17 protein-coding genes are annotated in these 18,942 nt (G+C 65.5%); 8 read left to right on the forward strand and 9 right to left on the reverse strand.

What is annotated here, in order from left to right:
- Nucleotides 1-3: 3 nt before the first annotated feature.
- The 4 genes from GGR44_RS15190 to GGR44_RS15205 form a co-directional block, all read right to left on the reverse strand.
- A complete protein-coding gene (locus tag GGR44_RS15190) occupies nucleotides 4-1,554 on the reverse strand; it encodes a C1 family peptidase (protein WP_183956329.1) in 1,551 nt (516 codons plus the stop codon).
- 25 nt (nucleotides 1,555-1,579) lie between these two features.
- A complete protein-coding gene (locus GGR44_RS15195; RefSeq protein ID WP_183956330.1) occupies nucleotides 1,580-2,491 on the reverse strand; it encodes a hypothetical protein in 912 nt (303 codons plus the stop codon).
- Between the two features lie 62 nt (nucleotides 2,492-2,553).
- Nucleotides 2,554-4,191 carry an SUMF1/EgtB/PvdO family nonheme iron enzyme gene (locus GGR44_RS15200; protein WP_343052361.1) on the reverse strand — a complete coding sequence of 546 codons (1,638 nt, stop codon included), beginning with the start codon at nucleotides 4,189-4,191 and terminating at the stop codon, nucleotides 2,554-2,556.
- Nucleotides 4,188-4,808 (reverse strand): hypothetical protein, encoded by a 621-nt coding sequence (locus GGR44_RS15205; protein WP_183956331.1) that lies wholly within the window; start codon nucleotides 4,806-4,808, stop codon nucleotides 4,188-4,190. Before GGR44_RS15205 ends, GGR44_RS15200 begins: the two co-directional genes overlap by 4 nt.
- Nucleotides 4,809-4,977: 169 nt before the next feature.
- Between GGR44_RS15205 and GGR44_RS15210 the strand changes: the two genes are divergently transcribed.
- Entirely contained in the window at nucleotides 4,978-6,648 is a 1,671-nt protein-coding gene (locus tag GGR44_RS15210; RefSeq protein ID WP_246344703.1) for a caspase family protein, read from the forward strand.
- A gap of 20 nt (nucleotides 6,649-6,668) precedes the next feature.
- Here GGR44_RS15210 and GGR44_RS15215 read toward each other — a convergent pair whose 3' ends face one another.
- On the reverse strand, nucleotides 6,669-7,334 hold the full coding sequence (locus GGR44_RS15215; protein ID WP_183956333.1) for a hypothetical protein: 666 nt from the start codon (nucleotides 7,332-7,334) through the stop codon (nucleotides 6,669-6,671).
- On the opposite strand from GGR44_RS15215, the gene GGR44_RS15220 reads away from it, so the two are divergent.
- Both GGR44_RS15220 and GGR44_RS15225 read left to right on the forward strand, forming a co-directional pair.
- The gene (locus tag GGR44_RS15220) at nucleotides 7,333-8,280 is read left to right on the forward strand and encodes a toll/interleukin-1 receptor domain-containing protein (protein WP_183956334.1); all 948 of its coding nucleotides are present in this window, start codon (nucleotides 7,333-7,335) and stop codon (nucleotides 8,278-8,280) included. The two genes, GGR44_RS15215 and GGR44_RS15220, sit on opposite strands and share 2 nt — an antisense overlap.
- Before the next feature lie 527 nt (nucleotides 8,281-8,807).
- The gene (locus GGR44_RS15225) at nucleotides 8,808-9,725 is read left to right on the forward strand and encodes a hypothetical protein (protein ID WP_183956335.1); all 918 of its coding nucleotides are present in this window, start codon (nucleotides 8,808-8,810) and stop codon (nucleotides 9,723-9,725) included.
- Between the two features lie 400 nt (nucleotides 9,726-10,125).
- Here the strand turns inward: GGR44_RS15225 and GGR44_RS15230 are convergent, their stop codons facing one another.
- Both GGR44_RS15230 and GGR44_RS15235 read right to left on the reverse strand, forming a co-directional pair.
- Nucleotides 10,126-10,314, reverse strand: coding sequence for a DUF4169 family protein (locus GGR44_RS15230; protein WP_183956336.1), 189 nt, complete (start codon nucleotides 10,312-10,314; stop codon nucleotides 10,126-10,128).
- A gap of 8 nt (nucleotides 10,315-10,322) precedes the next feature.
- Complete coding sequence (locus GGR44_RS15235) at nucleotides 10,323-11,318, reverse strand: NAD-dependent epimerase/dehydratase family protein (RefSeq protein ID WP_183956337.1); 996 nt, start codon at nucleotides 11,316-11,318, stop codon at nucleotides 10,323-10,325.
- 132 nt (nucleotides 11,319-11,450) lie between these two features.
- On the opposite strand from GGR44_RS15235, the gene GGR44_RS15240 reads away from it, so the two are divergent.
- Both GGR44_RS15240 and GGR44_RS15245 read left to right on the forward strand, forming a co-directional pair.
- Nucleotides 11,451-12,572, forward strand: a complete 1,122-nt coding sequence (locus GGR44_RS15240; protein WP_183956338.1) for a GNAT family N-acetyltransferase — start codon at nucleotides 11,451-11,453, stop codon at nucleotides 12,570-12,572.
- Nucleotides 12,569-13,441, forward strand: a complete 873-nt coding sequence (locus GGR44_RS15245) for a cupin-like domain-containing protein (protein ID WP_183956339.1) — start codon at nucleotides 12,569-12,571, stop codon at nucleotides 13,439-13,441. Before GGR44_RS15240 ends, GGR44_RS15245 begins: the two co-directional genes overlap by 4 nt.
- Here GGR44_RS15245 and GGR44_RS15250 read toward each other — a convergent pair.
- On the reverse strand, nucleotides 13,419-14,489 hold the full coding sequence (locus tag GGR44_RS15250; protein ID WP_183956340.1) for a GNAT family N-acetyltransferase: 1,071 nt from the start codon (nucleotides 14,487-14,489) through the stop codon (nucleotides 13,419-13,421). The genes GGR44_RS15245 and GGR44_RS15250 overlap by 23 nt on opposite strands.
- A 144-nt stretch (nucleotides 14,490-14,633) precedes the next feature.
- Here GGR44_RS15250 and GGR44_RS15255 point away from each other — a divergent pair, with 144 nt between their 5' ends.
- Genes GGR44_RS15255 through GGR44_RS15265 form a run of 3 tightly spaced genes read left to right on the forward strand, consistent with a single transcriptional unit; the run spans nucleotide 14,634 to nucleotide 18,471 of the window.
- Entirely contained in the window at nucleotides 14,634-17,411 is a 2,778-nt protein-coding gene (locus GGR44_RS15255) for a helicase C-terminal domain-containing protein (protein ID WP_183956341.1), read from the forward strand.
- Nucleotides 17,408-17,950, forward strand: coding sequence for a SixA phosphatase family protein (locus GGR44_RS15260; RefSeq protein WP_183956342.1), 543 nt, complete (start codon nucleotides 17,408-17,410; stop codon nucleotides 17,948-17,950). Before GGR44_RS15255 ends, GGR44_RS15260 begins: the two co-directional genes overlap by 4 nt.
- The gene (locus GGR44_RS15265) at nucleotides 17,950-18,471 is read left to right on the forward strand and encodes a GNAT family N-acetyltransferase (RefSeq protein ID WP_183956343.1); all 522 of its coding nucleotides are present in this window, start codon (nucleotides 17,950-17,952) and stop codon (nucleotides 18,469-18,471) included. Before GGR44_RS15260 ends, GGR44_RS15265 begins: the two co-directional genes overlap by 1 nt.
- Here the strand turns inward: GGR44_RS15265 and GGR44_RS15270 are convergent.
- On the reverse strand, nucleotides 18,453-18,815 hold the full coding sequence (locus GGR44_RS15270) for a MerR family transcriptional regulator (protein ID WP_183956344.1): 363 nt from the start codon (nucleotides 18,813-18,815) through the stop codon (nucleotides 18,453-18,455). The two genes, GGR44_RS15265 and GGR44_RS15270, sit on opposite strands and share 19 nt — an antisense overlap.
- Nucleotides 18,816-18,942: the final 127 nt, after the last annotated feature.

The raw sequence follows: 18,942 nt of genomic DNA on the forward strand, positions 1-18,942 counted from the left end.
GGGTCAGTTGCTGGTTTGCAGCCGGACGAAGGCGGCAGAGACGCCCTGACCATCGCCCTGGCCCGCAGCCAGCCTGGCGCGCAGCCTGGTGAGGAACTGCCGCTCGGTGCCGTTCACCGCTTCGTCATCGCCAAACAGCGGTTTTGCGGATGCTAGCGCGATGATCATTTCCGGGCCGAATGGCGGAGCCACCTGATAGCGCTGCGCCGCCTGGGAAAGGCCGATCGTCACGCGGCGCGCGCCCTTGCTGTCCGGTTCGGGATGGCCGCGATGCAACTCCACGGCACTGCCGTCGGCCTGAAGATAGATGATGGAAAGATAGGGCCGCGCGGCGCTCGTCGTCGCGCTCACGCCAAAAACATCATCTTCACGCATCGCCACCGGATCGCCGCCGCGTTCCTTGCCATCCGCGGTCAGCGCCACGATGCTGGTCCCGTCGCGCGTCAACGCAGCGGCAAGGGTCAGCGCCGCCTCACATTGCGGCCACGGCAGGTGGCGTACGGCAAACGACATGGCGGGATCGACCTTGGCCGCAGCTTCGCGCAGCGCGGCGATGGCGTTCAGATCGCCTGAAAAGCCGGTCAGGCTTTTCCCCTGCACCGACACAGCGCCGCAGGGCATGGCCGCTTGCCGGTCGGCGAAGATCTGCGCGTCGCTGCGTGGAGGCGGGGGTGGTGCGCCAGGGGTAGCCGGGGCGAGCGGCGCTTCGAGCGAATAGGCTTCCGCGGTCAGCAGCTTGAACGTGTCGTAGGCGATCCAGGCATAGCCCTTGTCGCCCCAGATCGATCCCCAACTGTTGATGATGCGCAGCGCCTGACGGTCTTCGTCATAGCCGACGATCGCCATGGCGTGATAATTGGCCTTTTCCGGTCTATCGGCGCGGCGATAGATGCCGTCGCCACGAAATGCCTTGAAATCCGCCGCGACGGGCATGGCGAAGATCACCGGCGCGCCGCGCGCCAGGGCGCCTTTGACGTCGTCCAGCACGATCGGCGTGCGCCAGTCGTCCTTCACTTCGCGATCGACCGCGCGCCAGTCGAGCAGGCGGTATTCGCCAGCCTTGGCCCTGAGCGCATCGGGCGCGGGGATCGCACATTTGGTCATGTCGTCGGGAAAGTCGGCCAGGCTGACCGTTCCTTCATTCTTCAGCAAGGTCAGCGCCTGGACGATGCTGATCGTGCCGGTGCAGGGCGAACCTGCCGGCCGCAGCCGGTTATAGACATAGGCCGGGCTCATCTGGTCGGACGGCGCCTCCGGCCGAACATCCTTGTCGCGGAAATTAAGGAAGGTGCGCGCGGCGTAGGTGGTCGCCCAGGCAACGCAATTGGGTTGCGGCCCCTGCGATCCGGGTGGCGGATAGGCGTTGGAAAGGTCTACCTGCTTGGGCAAATAGGCGCGGAACCGCCCTTGCTTGGGCAGCTTGGCGTATTCTTCGGGAGAAACGGGGGCCGCCCCGGTCATGAACAGCGTGTCGTCACTCTGCTGGGCGAAAAGAGCACCGCCCGAAAGCGCCAGCAGCGCGGGAATGCCCCATGTCACCAGACGGCGTGTCATCACCCGTTCCTCCCGAATATATTTTCTAGAAGCGATAGCCGATGGTCAGCGTCACTGCGTCGAAATCGAAGTCGTGCGAGAATCTGTTGGTGCCATGGGTGTAGATCAGGCCGATACGCAACTGCTCGGACCCACTCCTCTGCTCCGCTTCACGGGTGCGTATGCCCACGCTCACCGCCGCTTCATGCACATCCTCATAGGATTGCGGATCGCCGGTCAGCTTGGTCCAGGTGTAGCTGGCGCGGATCGACCCCTGCCGCCCGCCGAACAGCCGCCCCTTGAACGGCAACTGGTAGGCGACCCCGTTGCGGAAGGCCCAGACATCCTCCTTGAAATAGACGCCCGGATCCTTGCCGATGCCGATATTGGTGGTGGTGGACCATCCGACCATGTTGCCGATGGTCAGGTCGCCGCGACCGACCTGCGCAATCTTGTAACGGCTGGTGGCCGACAGGGTCAGGACTTCGCTGCTGGCGCCGAAAGAGCCGTCATTGTCGCTCGCGCCGAAAGCGACGCGCGGGGTGATGGTCCAATTGGGCTGGACCGGGATCTCGACGCCGGTCGACAGCGTGCCAAGCACCGCGGTCTTGCCGTCATTGACGTGCAGCACGTTGAGGACGGGATCGATCAGCACGCGGGCGCGATTGCCCTCGAAAGGACGAAGCGCCTTCTGGTAACGCAGTTCGTAACGCTGGCCCTCGACACCATCGCTGCCCCAATAGGTCAAGGCGCCGCCGATCGTGTCGGCGTCCCCCTCCATGTCGAACCCTGGCGTATGGAGGTTTTCGTCATAATCCAGGTCGTTGAGATTGAGCGCGGTGGTGACGGCCACATGCTGCAAACTGTTCGGACTGCCGATGCTCGCATAAAAAGGCGTGGCGAAGGCGGTCCCCGGAACGAGCGACGCGACCGCAGCGGCGATCACTATTTTCTTCATTGATATTACCCCTCTTTACGCGCCGAAGTCCCACCGCGACGCAAATACTTCCAAAAACGCCGTCAGGACGATCCCACGATCTCGTCCGGTTCCAGGTCGCGCACGACCCGCAAGCCTGTATCCTGGCGACGCTTGCCGGGCGAGACCGTGAAACGATTGGCCGATCGCAGCGCGCCGGGCGCGCTTTCGAACGATCCGCCGCGAATGATGCGCGCCCGGCACGACGCATCCGTGCAGCCGGACGTCCACTCCCACATATTGCCCTGCATCTGGTTGAGGCCGAAGGCGTTGGCGGGATAGCTGTTCACCGCTTCGGGATAACCGCGATAAGGCGCTGTCTCCGATCCATGATAGCGGGCGGTATGATCGTAATTCGCCATCGACGGGCTGATGTCGTCGCCCCAGGGAAAGGCGCTTGGCGATCCTGCCCGGCTGGCATATTCCCATTCCTGTTCGCTCGGCAGGCGATAGGCCCGCCCCGACTTGACCGAAAGCCATGCGAGAAAAGCCTGCGCGTCCTCATAGCTGATGTCGCTTGCCGGGATCAGCGGGTTGGGATTTTCCTTCGACCAATTGCCCAATTTGGCGCAGGCATTGTCGCGCACGCAGGCGTTCCACTCGGCGATCGTCACTTCGTAAACGCCGATCGCAAAGGGGCGGTCGATCCGGACCTGCGCCTGCACCGGTTCATCCCCGCCACGCCCCGGTTCGGACGGCGGCGATCCGAACGGCGTCAGCCCGGCCGGTATGGCCCGCATCCAGGGACAGTTGGCGCAGTCGTAAAAGCGGTCGCTCGCCGCCCGGTCACAGGAAATGAAACAGGGTGGCGCGCCCTGAAGCCCATAGTCGAAGGTCGGCTTCTGAAAATTCCTGCCGGGCGCCAGCGCCACCCGGTCCGACACCCGCTTCAGCGCGTCGGCGATATTCTGTTGCGGGCGGCGAATTTCCTCGGCGAACACTTTGGAAAAAATGCCGTCATCAAATGCGACCTGATCGGCGCTGGTGGAGTAGGCGACCAGATAGCCCTGATCGGGCCGGATCGCTGCGGCGGAAGCGCGCACCATGCGGCGTAGCCCCTTGCTGCCCGCCAGTTCACTGACCGCACCGGCGTCCGTCCCGGTTTCCGCCGCGATCGTCTCCGTCAGCGATGGGGGCGGCGCGGGCAGCACATTGCGGCACATGTCGAGCACGATCAGCACCGTTCTGGCGCCTGATCCCATCAGATTATGGGTCAGCGCCGCGCGCGTCAGCATCGCGTTTTCGGGGCCCAGATCGCGACCGGCGTCCACCGGCAGCAGCATGACGTCGCCATAGCTGCCCAGCGCAGCGCCATGGCCGGAAAAATAGAGCGTGCCGAAGGCCGTGGGACCGGCGGCCGCCAATCTGGATCGGAAATCGGCTATCGCCTGCTGCATCGCCGCCCGGCTCAGGTCGCGCCTTACCTGCACAGGCCCGCTGCCGCTTGCATCGGCAAAACCCGTCGCGCTCAGCGCCGTCGCGATCCTTTCGCCATCGCTGTAGGTTGAACCGAGCTTGTCGAAAGACTCGTAGGCGCCATTGACGATCACCAGCGCCAGCCGCGGTTCCGTCGCCGCCAGCGCCGACGGGGCGGCGATCAATCCCGTCAACAGCAACGCCGTCAGACATGCCGCCGCCAGCGCGGTGATCGGCCATCGGCGGAGGCCGGTAATCCGTTTCACTGGCCGACCTTGCGCGGCGTGAATTCCACCTGCGTCACGACCTGGTCGACCGCATCGACGTGCAGCACCGCGTCGTAACGGCGCGCCGCCTTATAGGGTCTGGCCGGGCCGCCCCCGAACAGCTTGGCGAAAAAGCCGCCCAGGCCCCGCCCTTTCTGGCAATAGGGCGCTACGCTGACGGAGCCGCCGCTCTGCTTGATCTCGTTCAGCCACGCGCCCAGCGGCAGCGGCGCTTCCCTGTCCGCGGGATAGGGCGTGTCCATGTCGACGGTCACCGCCCTGCCGGTTCGCAACTTTTTCCTGAGCAAACGGTCGAACTGCGCCTGCTCGCTGAAGCGCAGGGCGGGCGTGGCGACGGGGCGGTCGCAGGCCGTCAGGACGGGCAGCGTGGCGGGGGGCGCGACCGGCGACAATCCGCCGGGTTGAGCAGCGGGCGACCCCGCCGTCGCGCGGGATGGCTCCGGCTGCACTTGTTGCTTATCTGCAACGGTCGGCGCGTTGACCGGCTCCGGCGGCAAAATCCGGACGCCCCTGCCCGTAGCGCCGGCTGCAGGCGCGGGATCGGACGACGCGCCGACGCCTGACTGCGCCAGGGCGTTGCCTGACGCAAGGGGCAAAAAAAGAAACGAAGCAAAAGCTATAGTGCAACGCAGCATCGCCATTTGCCCACTCCGAGTCATGATATAGTTATTGCCCCAATTACCAGTCCAAGATTATGAGTGGGAGAGTTGCAAGGCAACAAAAAAGCGCGGGAGGCGACCAATGCACAGGGGCTGGCGTGGATTTATGGCAACAGTATTATCTACTTTTGTCACACTCGCCGTCAATCCGGATGGCGCGTTGGCGGAAACCCGCGCCCTTCTTATCGGGTCGTGGCGGTTCGAATCCAAACTGATCATGGATCTGGCCGGGCCGGAGAACGACCTGGCGGCGATGGAGACGGTGGTCCGTGGCCAGGGTGCGGTGGACGTTACGGTCTTGCGCAACGACGGGGTCAGTCGCACGACGGTTGAAACCGCGCTGCATGCGTTGGGCCTGCGATCGAAACCGGGCGACTGGATTTTCCTCTATTATACCGGCCATGGCGCCCTTGCCGAAGCGGCGATAAAGGGCACGCGAGACGGCGATACCGACCAGTTTCTGCCATTGCCCGGCTTCGACCCCGACATCAGCGATCCGGAGCGCTTCATCGTCGACAAGGATTTTTATACCTGGCTCGCCCTGTATGTGCCCAAAGGCGTGCAGGTGCTGATGATGGCCGACACCTGCCATTCCGGGACGCTCCATCGTTCGATCGACCCGCGCGTCCGCGGCATGGCTCCCCGCCTGACGCTGGGTGCGCGCAAAGTGGAACTGGGCGCGCGGCCCGCCCCGCGCTTCGCCAGCGTTCTTTCATCCGGCGAAACGCCCGCCAGCGCCAACCGCGACGACCTGCCCAACCTCTTTTACATCAGCGCGGCGCGGGACGATCAGATCGCCTGGGAAAATGCGTTGCCGGTGGAAGGCGCGCCTACCCGCGGCTTTCTGACCTGGTCTTTCGAACAGGGGCTGACGACGCCGCGCGCCGATGGCCGGGGAATGGCCGCCGATCAGAATGGCGACGGCGCCCTGTCCATCGGCGAACTGGGCGCCTATCTCAATGTCCAGGTGCGGATGCTGAGCGGTCAGCGGCAGGAAAGCAACACCATCATCCCGCCGGGGCGGCAGGACCAGGGGGTGTTCGCAGCCGTGCCGCCGCCAGCCGTGCCGCCCACGCCGCCGCCGCTGCCCGGCCTTTATACCGCTGATTTGAATGCACGCGCCACCATCAGCGGCGACTATCCTTGGCGGGTCCTGACCGACGGACAGGGCGCCGATTTCGTCTGGGACGCAAGGACGCGTGTGATGCTGCGTCGGACGGGCGATGTCGTCGCTCAGAATGTGAAGGGCTTGGCGCAGGTGCGCGGGGTGATCGACAAATGGGCGGCGCTGGAGGCTTTGCGCCCGTTCCTGTCGGAATCCGGTGCGCGGCTGATGGTCGGCCCGCTCGACAATGGCGCACGCTATCCGTCCGGCGCGCCGGTCACCCTGGCGCTGGCCACCGTTTCGCCAGCGCAGGGAGCGCCGACCGGAGGCGACCAGACGCCCGCAGCCACGCGGCGTTATGCGACCGTGTTCAACATTGCGTCCGACGGCACGGTGCAGCGGCTGTACCCGGTCGCAACGTCCGACGGCGATGGCGAACTGGCCATGGGTCAGTCGCTTCCCCTTCTGGAAAGTCAGGTCATCCCGCCTTTCGGCGCAGACCATGTCGTCGCGCTTGTCACGCCGCAGCCGCCGGATGATTTCCGGCTGCTGCTGCGGACGGTCGAAAATCAGCGCGCCGCCGCCCGGCTGGTCGCTCCGATCCGCGATCTGCTGGCGAGGTCGGCAGGGCGGGCGAGCCTGTCCATCGGCGAACTTTACACCGGCGATTGAACGCCATGCCGCCGCCTGCTTCAGTTGCTCAGCACGACGGTCCGGCTTCTGGCGGCGCTTTTATTGCCGATATCGACGCGATATTGCCCGGACTTGCGCGGCGTGACCGCGCAGACCGGCGCATAATCGGCGTTATCGTCCAGGCAGACCTGCTTTCCCGACGCGTCGATCATCCGGATATACATGTTCGTGCCAATGTCGCCGATGGCGCCGATGCGCAGCGGTTCGCCGCCCCTGGCGGTGACGTTGATGCGATAGGCATTGCGCGGACTGACGTCGAGGACGCGGCGCAACAGCCCCTTTCCGAACGCGGAAGCAACGACGCCCCGGCCCGATGCGGTTTGCGCCAGCCGGATTTGCAACAACAACGCCTCGTCGTCGCGCGCCAGCGCCTTGGCCTCTGCGAACAGGGCGTCAGGGGAGAAGGCGGCCTCGCCCTCGCCCATGCTCGCCCCTTCCGACACCGGCACCTGCTGCAACATGCGCGCGGCGGTCAGCATGGCATGGGGATCGCGCTCGCGCCGGGCGAAGTCGGCGACCTGTCGCGCGGCGATCGCCTGCGCGAACGGATCGGCCGGCGCCGCGGCGGGCGAAGGCGCTGCGGGAGGCTCAGCCCTTTCCTGCGCCGCGACAGGATGAGAAGAGGCCAAGACCGCCAAACCTGCGATCAGGAATTTCCGCATCATGTCCAATCCCCTCGGTAAGATCTTCAAGTCCCCGCTGGATACTGCCGCGGCGGTCGGAAAGCCAGTGCTTGCGGGCAGCGCGGAACTGGCGGGCTATGCGCATAAGCAATTGTCCGATCTCATTGCGGGCGGCGGCAATGGACGCTACGCCGCCTTCATCAGCTACAGCCATGCCGACATGAAGGTCGCGCGCTGGCTGCACCGCGCCATCGAAAATTACCGCGTGCCCCGCGCGCTGGCGGGGACGATGGGCGATCGCGGGCCCATCCCCGCCCGACTGCGCCCGATCTTTCGCGACGAGGACGAACTGGCCGGCGCCGCCGAACTCGGCCCCAAATTGCAGGGCGCGCTGGCCCGGTCAGACGCGCTGATCGTCATCTGTTCGCCGGCGGCGGCGCGGTCTGTCTGGGTGGACAAGGAAATCCGTTCGTTCAGGCAATGCAACCCGGCGGCCCCGATATTCGCCCTGATCGCTGCGGGCGCGCCTGGCGATCCCGACGCCGAATGTTTCCCCCCCGCGCTGCTGTTCGCGGTGGACGCGGCAGGCGAACTGGATCGCAGCCAACCGCTGGAGCCGCTGGCGCCGGACCTGCAAAAGAACGAACGGCATATCGCCAAGCTCAAACTGATCGCGGGCCTGCTGGGCGCGCCCTACGCCGCGCTCTACCGCCGCGACCAGCGCCGCACCCGGCGGATCGCCGCCGCCCTGTCCGCCGCCGCCCTGTTGCTCATCCTGGTGCTGAGCAGCCTGTCGATCGCCGCCTTCACCTATGCCCGGATGGCGGTGCAGCAACGGAACGAGGCGAACGCCGCGCGCAAATTGGCCGAGCAGAACGCCGACAAGGCCGAAAGGCGGGCCTGGCTGGCGCAAGTGGCCGCGCAGGAGGTCCGCCGCATGGCCGTCGAAGGCAATAATTGCCCGCCCCCCGCCGACACGAAGGAATGATCGGTTTGTGCCGCCGTCGACCGGATGCCGCGGCCGGACCGACGCCGCCTTCCCCAGACCGGCGGGGAAGAATGTGCTGGGGGTGATGGGGAAGGCGAAACAGGTGGCGGAAGGCTTGAGGGGGGAGCCTATCGGTGCAGGTGTTGGGGCGGGGGAAAGTTTCGCGGGATAGAGGGGCTGTAAGCGACCAGAGCCGGTCGTTCACGTCAGGCGCCCCAAGCCAAGCCTCCGCTTCCGGCTGGAGCTGCCGGTGGGGCGCTTGGAACCGGACATTCAGCTATGGCGTGGATTGAGACTATTCTGCCATCGACCACGTGCTGGATAAGTGGCGGCTGAATCTAGAAGCAGTCGGATGGACTCCGCACGACGCTCTCCCAACCACCACACCGACCCTTCTAGTGACACGGGAAAATTGCCTTCTATTTCCTTCCATCTTGCGGTAAGTTTCGGAATTGATGAGTGGTTTTGACTGTCAATCTCGGAAATATCGATTCAGATGACGATCTCTTTCGCCTGATCATTGCACGGTGATTGCAGACAACCCTTCGGAAATGGGACTTAATGGATTTTGGAGGCCTAAATTGGATCTAGCAGCAACGAGCTTCTTCCGCCGGGCCCTCCTTTTTTTGGGCGCGCCAAATCAAATGAGTCTCGTCGTGAGATTCGCAAATCTAAGCCTTGTTTTAGCTGCTACCATGGCATCGTTGCCGGTTTTTTCTCAAACCATTGGTTCGCATAGTTCAGTAAAAATTGAGTGGATTACAATATCGGTACCGACGGTTAAAAATCAAGTTCCCGTACCGATTTATAGAAACTCCCCAAGATTATTCACCAAAGTTACGCCGAAGGATTTATTCACAACTTCTATCGACATGAGAGACGGGCCTTTGCGAATGACGAGCGGAGGCAACTCTATTCCAGCCGGAACTTTACTGGCTCGGTCGTCTAATCTACATGAGCGGTTTTGCGAGCTAGCGCGACGGCGCAAGCAGAATTTCATCTACTGTGTTGAAGATTGGGATAGAGATGGATTGTTGGATACTATTTCCGGTGTTCCTACGATGGTTATATCGGGGAATACTAGAAATAATTACGAGATATTGATTGGATCGCTTGAAACAAAATTTAGCGCTCCATTAGAATCTCCAGTATCTATAAGCTCGCTATCTCCTGTATTTGCCTCGGAAAATGCATCTTTCGACGTGATGTTAACGCAAACTAGCAAAAAATCGATCGCACTCTGTATTTGGCGGTATGCAGGTAATCCCCTGATAGATGGATTGGGGTATGCGCCATTTTGTGGCCCAAGTTGGAATCTAACTACCACGGATCTTCCCAAAATCGTTTCAATATATGGCGGAAAGTTTGAGGTGGTCAGGTCCAGTAGTGGAACCATCGAGGTACAAATAGATCCGCCGCCCGCTGGGCTCTCCTTTCCCAATTAGACATGAACCGATGGACCTTATTTGAATACGACCTCAACTCACCTACCACCCGCATAATGGCTTGCCATCGCAACTGAACGCGATCCTGCCTTGAGGCTTTTGTGCGACAAATAGGGTTCACCTGACGCACAAACCAAGGCATTTGTTGGCATCGGTGTGTTACGCTCGAATTGGCACCATCTGGTCGAAAGTCATGACGGATAAAAGGCCGATTTCCCGGTGAAGGTGCTCCAAACGCGACAGTTTGAAATCGGCCCACCTTCCCGTTTCCCGCTGCGGCTTGCCGCCTTTCAGAATGTCCGGTGCCAGTCTGAAAGCCGCCCTTTCGACGCCGACCCGTGAATGGCAGCATTGCCCCAAGCCCCGCCAACCTAACAAGCGCGGAGTCCATCCTCGCCCCCTACTCCCCCTCATCCCTCTCCCGCCTTGCCCCATCCAGCAACCGCGCCCGCGCCTCCTCCTCCCGCTCGGCCGCCTGCCGCTCCGCTTTCGTCCGGCCATGTTTCGCACGGTTGGCGTCGGCGGTCGCCTGCGCGGTCGCCCTTGCCTTGGCCTTGCGCGCCATGCGCAGGTTGATGATCTCCGCCATCGCCCGCCCTATCCGTTATAGCCGCGATACCATTCCACAAAGCGCGGCACGCCGACCTCGATGCCGGTCGTCGGCGCATAGCCGATGTCGGCGGCGATGGCGCTGATGTCGGCATAGGTGGCGTGGACGTCGCCCGGCTGCATCGGCTGGAAATCGATCTGCGCCTTGCGGCCGCAGGCCTCCTCCAGCACCGCGATCAGGTGCATCAGCTCTTCGGGCCGGTTGTTGCCGATATTATAGAGCCGGTGGGGCGAGCGGCTGCCCCCCGCCTTGGGTCCGCCATCGTCGGCGGGCGGATGGTCGAGGCAGCCGATCACCCCCGACACGATATCGTCAATATAGGTGAAGTCGCGCTGCATCCGGCCATGGTTGAACACCGGGATCGGCTCGCCCGCCAAAATCTTGCGGGTGAAAATCCACATCGCCATGTCCGGCCGCCCCCAGGGGCCATAGACGGTGAAGAAGCGCAGGCCCGTCATCGGGATGCGGAACAGATGGGCATAGGTTTCGCTCATCAACTCGTCCGCCCGCTTGGTCGCGGCATAGAGCGAGACGGGGTGATCGACCCGGTCCTCCACGCGGAAGGGCAGGCTGTCATTGCCGCCATAGACGGAGGAGGAGGAGGCGTAGACCAGATGCCGCACCCGCCGCTCGCGCGCCAGTTCCAGCATCGTCACATGGCCCGCCAGGTTCGACCGCACATAGGCCTGCGGATTTTCCAGCGAATAACGCACCCCCGCCTGCGCGCCGAGATGGATGATGGCGTCAATATGCTGGCCATGGAGGGCAGCGGCGACCGCACCGGCATCGGCGAAATCCAGTTCGGCAAAGGTGAACAGCTTGCCATGCGCCGTTTCCAGCCGGGCGACGCGGTCGCGCTTCAGGCTGACGGCGTAATAGTCATTCATATTGTCGATGCCGGTCACCGCCCGGCCATCGGCCAGCAGCCGGTCGGCCACCTGCATCCCGATGAACCCCGCCACGCCAGTCACCAGGATCGTCATATTCCATACCTCATTCGCATCGCTTGCGACCCTTCTCCACGGGATATTGCGCCGCGGCAAGAGCCGATCCGGCGCACCCTTAAGCAGCGGGGATTTAGCTATTCCTAATCTTTGACGTTTAGGGGACAGGCCATGGACATGTCCGTTCACCCATCGCCGCCTTCACCGGGGACTGGCCAGCGCGCGCGCTGGGCCGATCTGGCGCGCGACGCGGCGGAAGCCAACGCCTTTTACGCGCCCGACATGCTGGGCGCGGCGCTGGATCATCTGGCGGGCGGCGGCGCCGTGCGGCTGGTGGAGGCCTATGCGGGCGAGACGCTGATCGGGCTGATGCCGGTGTCGATCGCGGGCCATCATGGCCGCCTTCCCATAGCATGCGCCACCAACTGGATGCACCATCACGCCTTTTTCGGCGCGCCGATGCTGCGCCGGGGGCATGAACAGGCGGCGTGGGCGGCGATGCTGGCGCAGCTCGACGCCGCGTCCTGGGCGCCGCATTTCCTCCACCTGACCGGGCTGGACGCCGCCGGGGCCAATGCCGCCGCGCTGGAGGCGGTTTGCGCGACGCAGGGCCGCGCGCGCCACGAAATCCACCGTTACGACCGGGCGCTGCTGCGCTCCGACCTGTCGGCGGACGATTATTGGGAAAGCCATGTGCGCGCCAAAAAGCGCAAGGAAATCCGCCGCCTGCAAAAAAGGCTGGCGGACCTTGGCGCGGTCGCTGACCGCAAGCTGGCGGCGCGGGATGAGCTTTCGGGCTGGTGCGGCGAATTTCTGGCGCTCGAACGGTCGGGGTGGAAGGGGCGGGAGGGCACGGCGCTCGCCTGCAACCCGGCCGACGCCGCCTTTTTCCGCGCCGCCTGCGCCGCCGCCTTCGATGCGGGGCGGCTGCATTTCCTGCGGCTCGACCTTGACGGGCGCGCCATCGCCATGCTGGTCAATTTCCGCCATCAGGGCGGCGCCTTTTCCTTCAAGATCGCCTTCGACGAGGACCTGGGCCGTTTTTCGCCCGGCGTGCTGATCGAACTCGCCAATCTGCGCCATGTGCAGGGCGATGACGGCATCGGCTGGATGGACAGTTGCGCCGCGCCCGACCACCCGATGATCGACAGCCTGTGGGCCGAACGCCGCTCCATCGTGCAATATCGCGTGGCGCTGAAGGGCGCGGGCCTTACCCGGCTGAAACGCCATGCCGCAATGACATTGGCCGACGGGGTCGACCGTCTCGCCCGCCTGATGAAAGGACAAGCATGACCGCCCTTGGCGCCCTCTCCGCCGCACATGACAGCCGCGCCTTTTCCGACAGCGCCCGCGTCGCATTCGGCGCGGCCTATCCTGATCGCCCTGCGAAGCTCACCCATGATCTGGTCGATCATCCGCTGCTGACGCTCGACGCGCTGGCGACATTGGCGGAAAAAATGCCGGCCGATGCGGTCGAATATAATCTGGGCGCATTGCCGCTGGGCGTCCGGCCGGAAGACACCCCGTCCAACGGGCTGACGCTGGGCGAAACGATCCGCACCATTGAAAGCAATGGCAGTTGGGCGGTGCTCAAAAATGTCGAGCGCGACCCCGATTATGCCGCGCTGCTCGATGCCGCGCTGGCGGAACTCGAACCCATCGTCGCGCGCAAGACCGGGCCGATGCTGCACCGCGAAGCCTTCATCTTCATCACCTCGCCGGGCAGCGTGACGCCGTTCCACATGGACCCGGAACATAATATCCTGCTCCAGATCAGGGGCGAAAAGACGATGACCGTCTTTCCCGTCGCCGATCCCGCGCTGGTGCCGCCCGAAAAGAGCGAGCAATTCCACGGCGGCGGCCACCGCAACCTGATCTGGGACGACGCCTTCATGGCGAAGGCCAGCCATAATCTGCTGCAACCGGGCGACGCCATCCACATGCCGGTCAAGGCCCCGCATTTCGTCAAGAACGGCCCCGCCGTCTCCGTCAGCCTGTCGATCACCTGGCGGTCGGAACGCAGCGTGGCGGAGGGCGAACTGCACAGCCTCAATGCCCTGCTGCGCAAGCGCGGCCTGCCGGTGGTGAAGGTCGGCGAAAAGCCCGAAAGCCAGTCGGTCCAGCGCCTGCTCTACCGCATCATGCGGAAGCTGGGCGTTTAAGCATCCGTCGCAGCAACGCTTCGGCCTCCAGCCGGGGGGCGAAGCGTTCGAGCGCCCACCATTCAAGGCTTTCCTGACAGGTGGACAGGCTTTCCTTGTAGCGATCCTTCCCCGCCAGCAGCGAATAATGGGCCATGCCCGCATCGGCATAGCGCGCCACCGCCGCCGCATGGCACAACAGGCCCGGCTTGTCCTTTGCGCCCGTCGGCTGGACGAAGGCGGACTGGTAATTCATCGCCCGCCCGCGATAGCGGAAATTGACGAGCAGCCCGACCAGCCCGCCCGCATCGGCAAAGCGCAGCAACTCCACCTCGCCAGTCTCGCGCCCGCCGCGCACCAGCGCCTCGACGAACCGGCGGAAAGCCGCATCGTCCCAGGCATTGTCCTGATGCCGCCCGCCGTTGAGCGCGTGCATCTGCGCGATCCATGCGCCCGCCTCTTCATCGTCGGCGGGCGTTGACGCGATGGGCAAAGCCCCGCCCCGGTCCTTCATCGCGCGGCGGATTTGCGACCGGGTGTTGCCGCCCAGCAGCGTCAGATAATCGCCGCCCGCCGCGCGCACCGCCGCCAGATCGACCATATAGGCGGGCGAGGCTTCGAGCAGCGTGCGTCGCCGCGCGGGCAGGTGCAGCAGCGCGCTGTCCGGCTCGACACCCGCCAGTTTCAGCACCCGCCAGTCGCGCCGCCGGTCGATCGCGGCCATCGCGGCGGTGGTCGCCGGAACGGCGCGGTCGACGGCGGTCAGCAGGCCATTATATTCGATGAAGGGCCGGTCGGCGGAGGCGTCGCCGGACTGGCCGAGCAGCAACGTCGCCGCCCGGCCCAGCAGGCGCGGCTGCATCGCATGGCCGACCAGCGCCAGCCCGACATCCTCGTCCCCGTCGGTCACCGCTAGCAATTCGGGCCGCACGCCATAGGTGGCCAGCCAGGCCCCGGTCCATGTCCAGCCCAGGAAGAAGCTCCCCCGCCCCCGCGCCTCCAATGCGCGCCAGCGGGCCCCGAGGGCGGCGATTTCGGGAAGCGGGCAAAACCGGGCTTTGAGGGTCATGCCCCCTTGTCGCCAGCGGCGCGGCGCGGTCAAGCCATTTGGCGTCAGCAGCCCGCTTCCTTCGCGCTCCGGTCCGCCCGCCAACCATATCGGCGGCGGACCAGCCATTTCCATCCGCGCCGAAATCGCGCTAAGCGCGGAAGCGTGATCGACCCGTCCACCCTGCCCGCCCTTCATGCCAGCCATGGCGGCGTGTGGCTGCGCATCGACGGGGATACGCGCGCGCTGGCCAAGGGCGCCGCCATCGGCCGCGCCGCCGAAACGCCGATGCTGCTGCTCAACGCGCCGCTGGCCGGGCAAAGGCTTGGCTATCCCGAACTCAATGGCCTCGATCTGCTGGAGCTCTGGGCCTTCGTCCATCCCGCGCGCTTCCTGGTGCCCACGCCCAAGGGGCTGGCGCAGGCGCTGGACCTGCCCTTGCCCGCCAGCGAAGCGGCCATCCCCGCACTGCTGCAACAGGCGGCGGGCGTCCTGCTCGACCGGCTCGCCCCGGAAGCGGATTGGCCCGAGCGCGAAGGGGCATGGACCGCCGCCCAGTCGCTCGCCCGGCTCCGCTGGCCCTGGGCCGCGCTCGTCGCCCCGCGCATCGCCCGCCCGCGCGAGGCGGAAAAATGGCTGTTCTCCCGCCTGCCCGAATGGGAAGAAGCTGCGCCGCGCCCGCCCGCCCGGCCCGTCCGGCTGGATGACGCCGCCGTGCGCGACCGGCTCGACCTGCTGACCGGGCATGGCGCCGAAGCCCGCACCGGCCAGCGCGACTACGCCATCGCCGCCGCCGCGACTTTCGCCCCCCGCGCCGCGCGCGACCGGCCCAACATGCTGCTCGCCGAAGCGGGCACCGGCATCGGCAAGACGCTGGGCTATCTCGCCCCCGCCTCGCTTTGGGCGCAGCAGGCGGGCGGCACGGTGTGGATCTCCACCTATACCAAGGCTTTGCAGCGCCAGCTCGACCGCGAAACGCTGCGCCTCTTCCCCGATCCGGCCGTCGCCGCCCGCCATGTCGTGGTGCGCAAGGGGCGCGAAAATTATCTGTGCCTGCTCAATCTGGAGGATGCGTTGCAGGGCGGCTTTGCCGGGCGCGCGGCCATATTGGCGCAACTGGTCGCGCGCTGGGCGGCCTACAGCAAGGATGGCGACATGGTCGGCGGCGACCTGCCCGGCTGGCTGCCCACATTGTTCCGCCGCAACGGTTCCACCGCGCTCACCGACCGGCGGGGCGAGTGCATTTATGCCGGCTGCCCCCATTATCGCAAATGCTTCATCGAACGGGCGGCGCGGGCTTCGGCGAACGCCGACATCGTCATCGCCAACCATGCGCTGGTGATGATCAACGCCGCGCGCGGGCGGGAAATGGGCCAGCGGCCCGATCGCATCGTCTTTGACGAAGGCCACCATCTGTTCGACGCCGCCGATTCGACCTTCGCCGTCATCCTGTCCGGGCAGGAGGCGATAGAGTTGCGCCGCTGGATCATCGGACCGGAGGGCAAGGCGCGGGGCCGCCGCCGGGGCCTGTCGGCGCGCCTGTCCGATGTTGCGGGATACGATACCGAAGGGGGCGAGGCGATCGCCGCCGCCGCCCGCGCGGCCGAGGCGCTGCCCGGCGACGAATGGCTCAAACGCATCGCCGCTGGCGATCCCTTCGGCCCGGTCGAACGCCTGCTCGCCGCCGTGCGCGCCACCGTCCTCGCCCGCGCCGCCGACAATGGCGAGGGGGACGCGGGCTATGGCCTGGAAACCGAACTGGCGCAGCCTGACGGCCCGCTGGTCGAAGCCGCGCAGGAGGCGGCGACGGCGCTCGACGCGCTGCTGCGCCCGCTCACCCGCCTCGCCAGGCGGCTGGAGGCAGTGATAGAGGACGCGCCCGACTGGCTGGACGGCGCGGCCCGCGCGCGAGTGGAAGGGGCCATCGCCTCATTGGGCTGGCGGTGCGACCTCATCGCCGCCTGGCTCGCCCTGCTGGCGCGGATCGGCGGCCCGGCCGACCCCGATCATGTCGACTGGCTGGCGGTCGACCGGGTGGAGGGGCGCGAATATGACATCGGCCTGCACCGCCGCTGGCTCGACCCCACCCGCCCGCTGGCGGACGTGGTGCTGAAACCCGCCCATGGCGTCATCGTCACCTCCGCCACGCTGCGCGGCGGCGGCGAATGGGACAATGCGGACCGGCGCAGCGGCGCGCTGCACCTGCCCGGCCCGGTCGCCCGCTTCGCCGCCGCCAGCCCCTTCGATTATGGCGCGGCGGCGCAAGTGCTCATCGTCACCGACATCAAACGCGGCGACATGGCGGCCATGGCCGCCGCCTATGCCCGGCTGATCGAGGCGGCGGGCGGCGGCACGCTCGGCCTGTTCACCGCCATCCGCCGCCTGCGCATTGTCCATGCCCGCATCGCCGACCGGCTGGCCCGCGCCGGGCTGCCGCTTTACGCCCAGCATGTCGACCCGATGGACACCGGCACGCTGGTCGACATTTTCCGCGACGATCCGCGCGCGTCGCTGCTCGGCACCGACGCCCTGCGCGACGGCGTCGACGTGCCGGGCGATTCGCTGCGGCTGGTGGTGATGGAGGGCGTGCCCTGGCCCAAGCCCAGCGTGCTGCATGGCGCGAGACGGCTGGCGGCGAAGGACGAGGGCGGCGGCGGCGCCTATGATGATCGCATCATCCGCGCCCGGCTGGCCCAGGCATTCGGCCGCCTGATCCGCCGGGCGGGCGACCGGGGCATCTTCGTCATCCTGTCCGCCGCCATGCCCAGCCGGCTCCTCTCGGCCTTTCCCCCCGATGTCGCGGTGCGCCGGGCGCCGCTGGACGAAGCGATCCTGGCCGTAGCGGCCGCGCAGGACGAAAGCCTGCATGGCGGTCTTGGCCTTGCAACGCCTATAGTGCATCAGGGGCAAGAATCGGCAACTGCTGATCGGGAGAAGGAATGAAGCGGCTTACCCTGTTACGCCACGCCAAGTCCGACTGGGACGATCCGGTGGCGCGCGATTTCGATCGCCCGCTCAACCGGCGCGGGGAAAAGGCGGCGATGCTGATGGGGCAGTTCGCCCGGTCGAAGGCCATGGTCTTCGACCATCTGATCGCCTCCCCCGCCGTGCGCGTGCGCGAAACGCTGGATACTTTTTTCGAAGGCTATGGCGAGGTGCTGGCCCCGCAATGGGACCGCCGCATCTACCTCGCCTCCGCGCCGACCCTGGTCGATGTGGTCCGAGACCTGCCGGATTCAGCCGACAGGGTGCTGATGGCGGGGCATAATCCGGGACTGGAGGAACTGGTTCTGGCGCTAGTGCCGGAGGAAGGCGACAATCCGTTGCGCGACGATGTGGAACTCAAATTCCCGACCGCCAGCATCGTCGTGATCGACCTGCCCGTCGACCGATGGGAACTGGTGGGGGACAATATCGGGCGTCTGGCCAGCTTCACCCGCCCGCGCGACCTTGATCCCGCCCTGGGCCCCGGCAGCCGCTGATGACGCCCATCCTCTGGCGGCGCGGCCGGGCGGGCGACGAGGCCGCTCTTGCCGTTCTGGGCGGCGCGACCTTTCTGGCCGCCTTCGCCCATGATCATCCGGGGCGGGCGCTGATCGACCATATCCGCGCGGCCCATGGCGAAGAGCATTACCGCGCCGCGCTGGCCGATCCGGCGCAGACCGTCATCATTGGCGAAACGCCGCTGGGCGCGCCGGTCGCCTATGCGGTGATGACCCCGCCCGATCTGCCGGTGCCGGTCGATCCGCAGGCCGATATCGAACTCAAGCGCATCTATCTGCTTTCGGGATGGCAGGGCGGCGGCAATGGCGACGCGCTGATGGAACAAGTGGTCGATGTCGCGCGCGCGGCGGGCAAAAAACGTCTGTTGCTGGCCGTCTATACCGCCAATGATCGCGCCCGCCGCTTCTATGCGCGCCATGGCTTTGCGGAAATCGGCGAAACCACCTTCATGGTCGGCGACGCGCCGTTTCGCGATCTGGTCTACGCCCGGCCGCTCTGATCGCCGATGGCGCGGGCCAGAAGGTCGCGTATCCCCTCCAGCCGGTCGATAATCTCCCGCATGCGCGGTTCGGCCATGGGGGCGACAGGCCCGGCCGCGTCATGGCCGTTCCCGGCCAGCGCCAGTTGCGCGCCCTTCACCGTAAATCCTTGCACATTCAATAGTTTATGGATCTTCCGGGCCAATTCTACATCGGCCGGCCGATAATAGCGGCGATTGCCGGACCGTTGCAGCGGCCTCAATTGTGGAAAGCGCGTTTCCCAATAACGCAAGATATGTTGCGGCAGGCCCAGTTCGGTCGCCAGCTCGCTGATCGTCAGAAACGCTCCCTCCGTTTTTTCCATGGATGATGTTGGACTCAAGATGAAGGAAAGGTCAACCATGTTAATAACTTGGCCTTTGGGCCGATGTTCCGCGAAAAGGACCTTGTGCTAACGGTTCGCAACTTCAACGGAGCTTCCGGCCACAGCA

The organism is Sphingobium fontiphilum (assembly GCF_014196635.1).
Lineage (GTDB): Bacteria > Pseudomonadota > Alphaproteobacteria > Sphingomonadales > Sphingomonadaceae > Sphingobium > Sphingobium fontiphilum.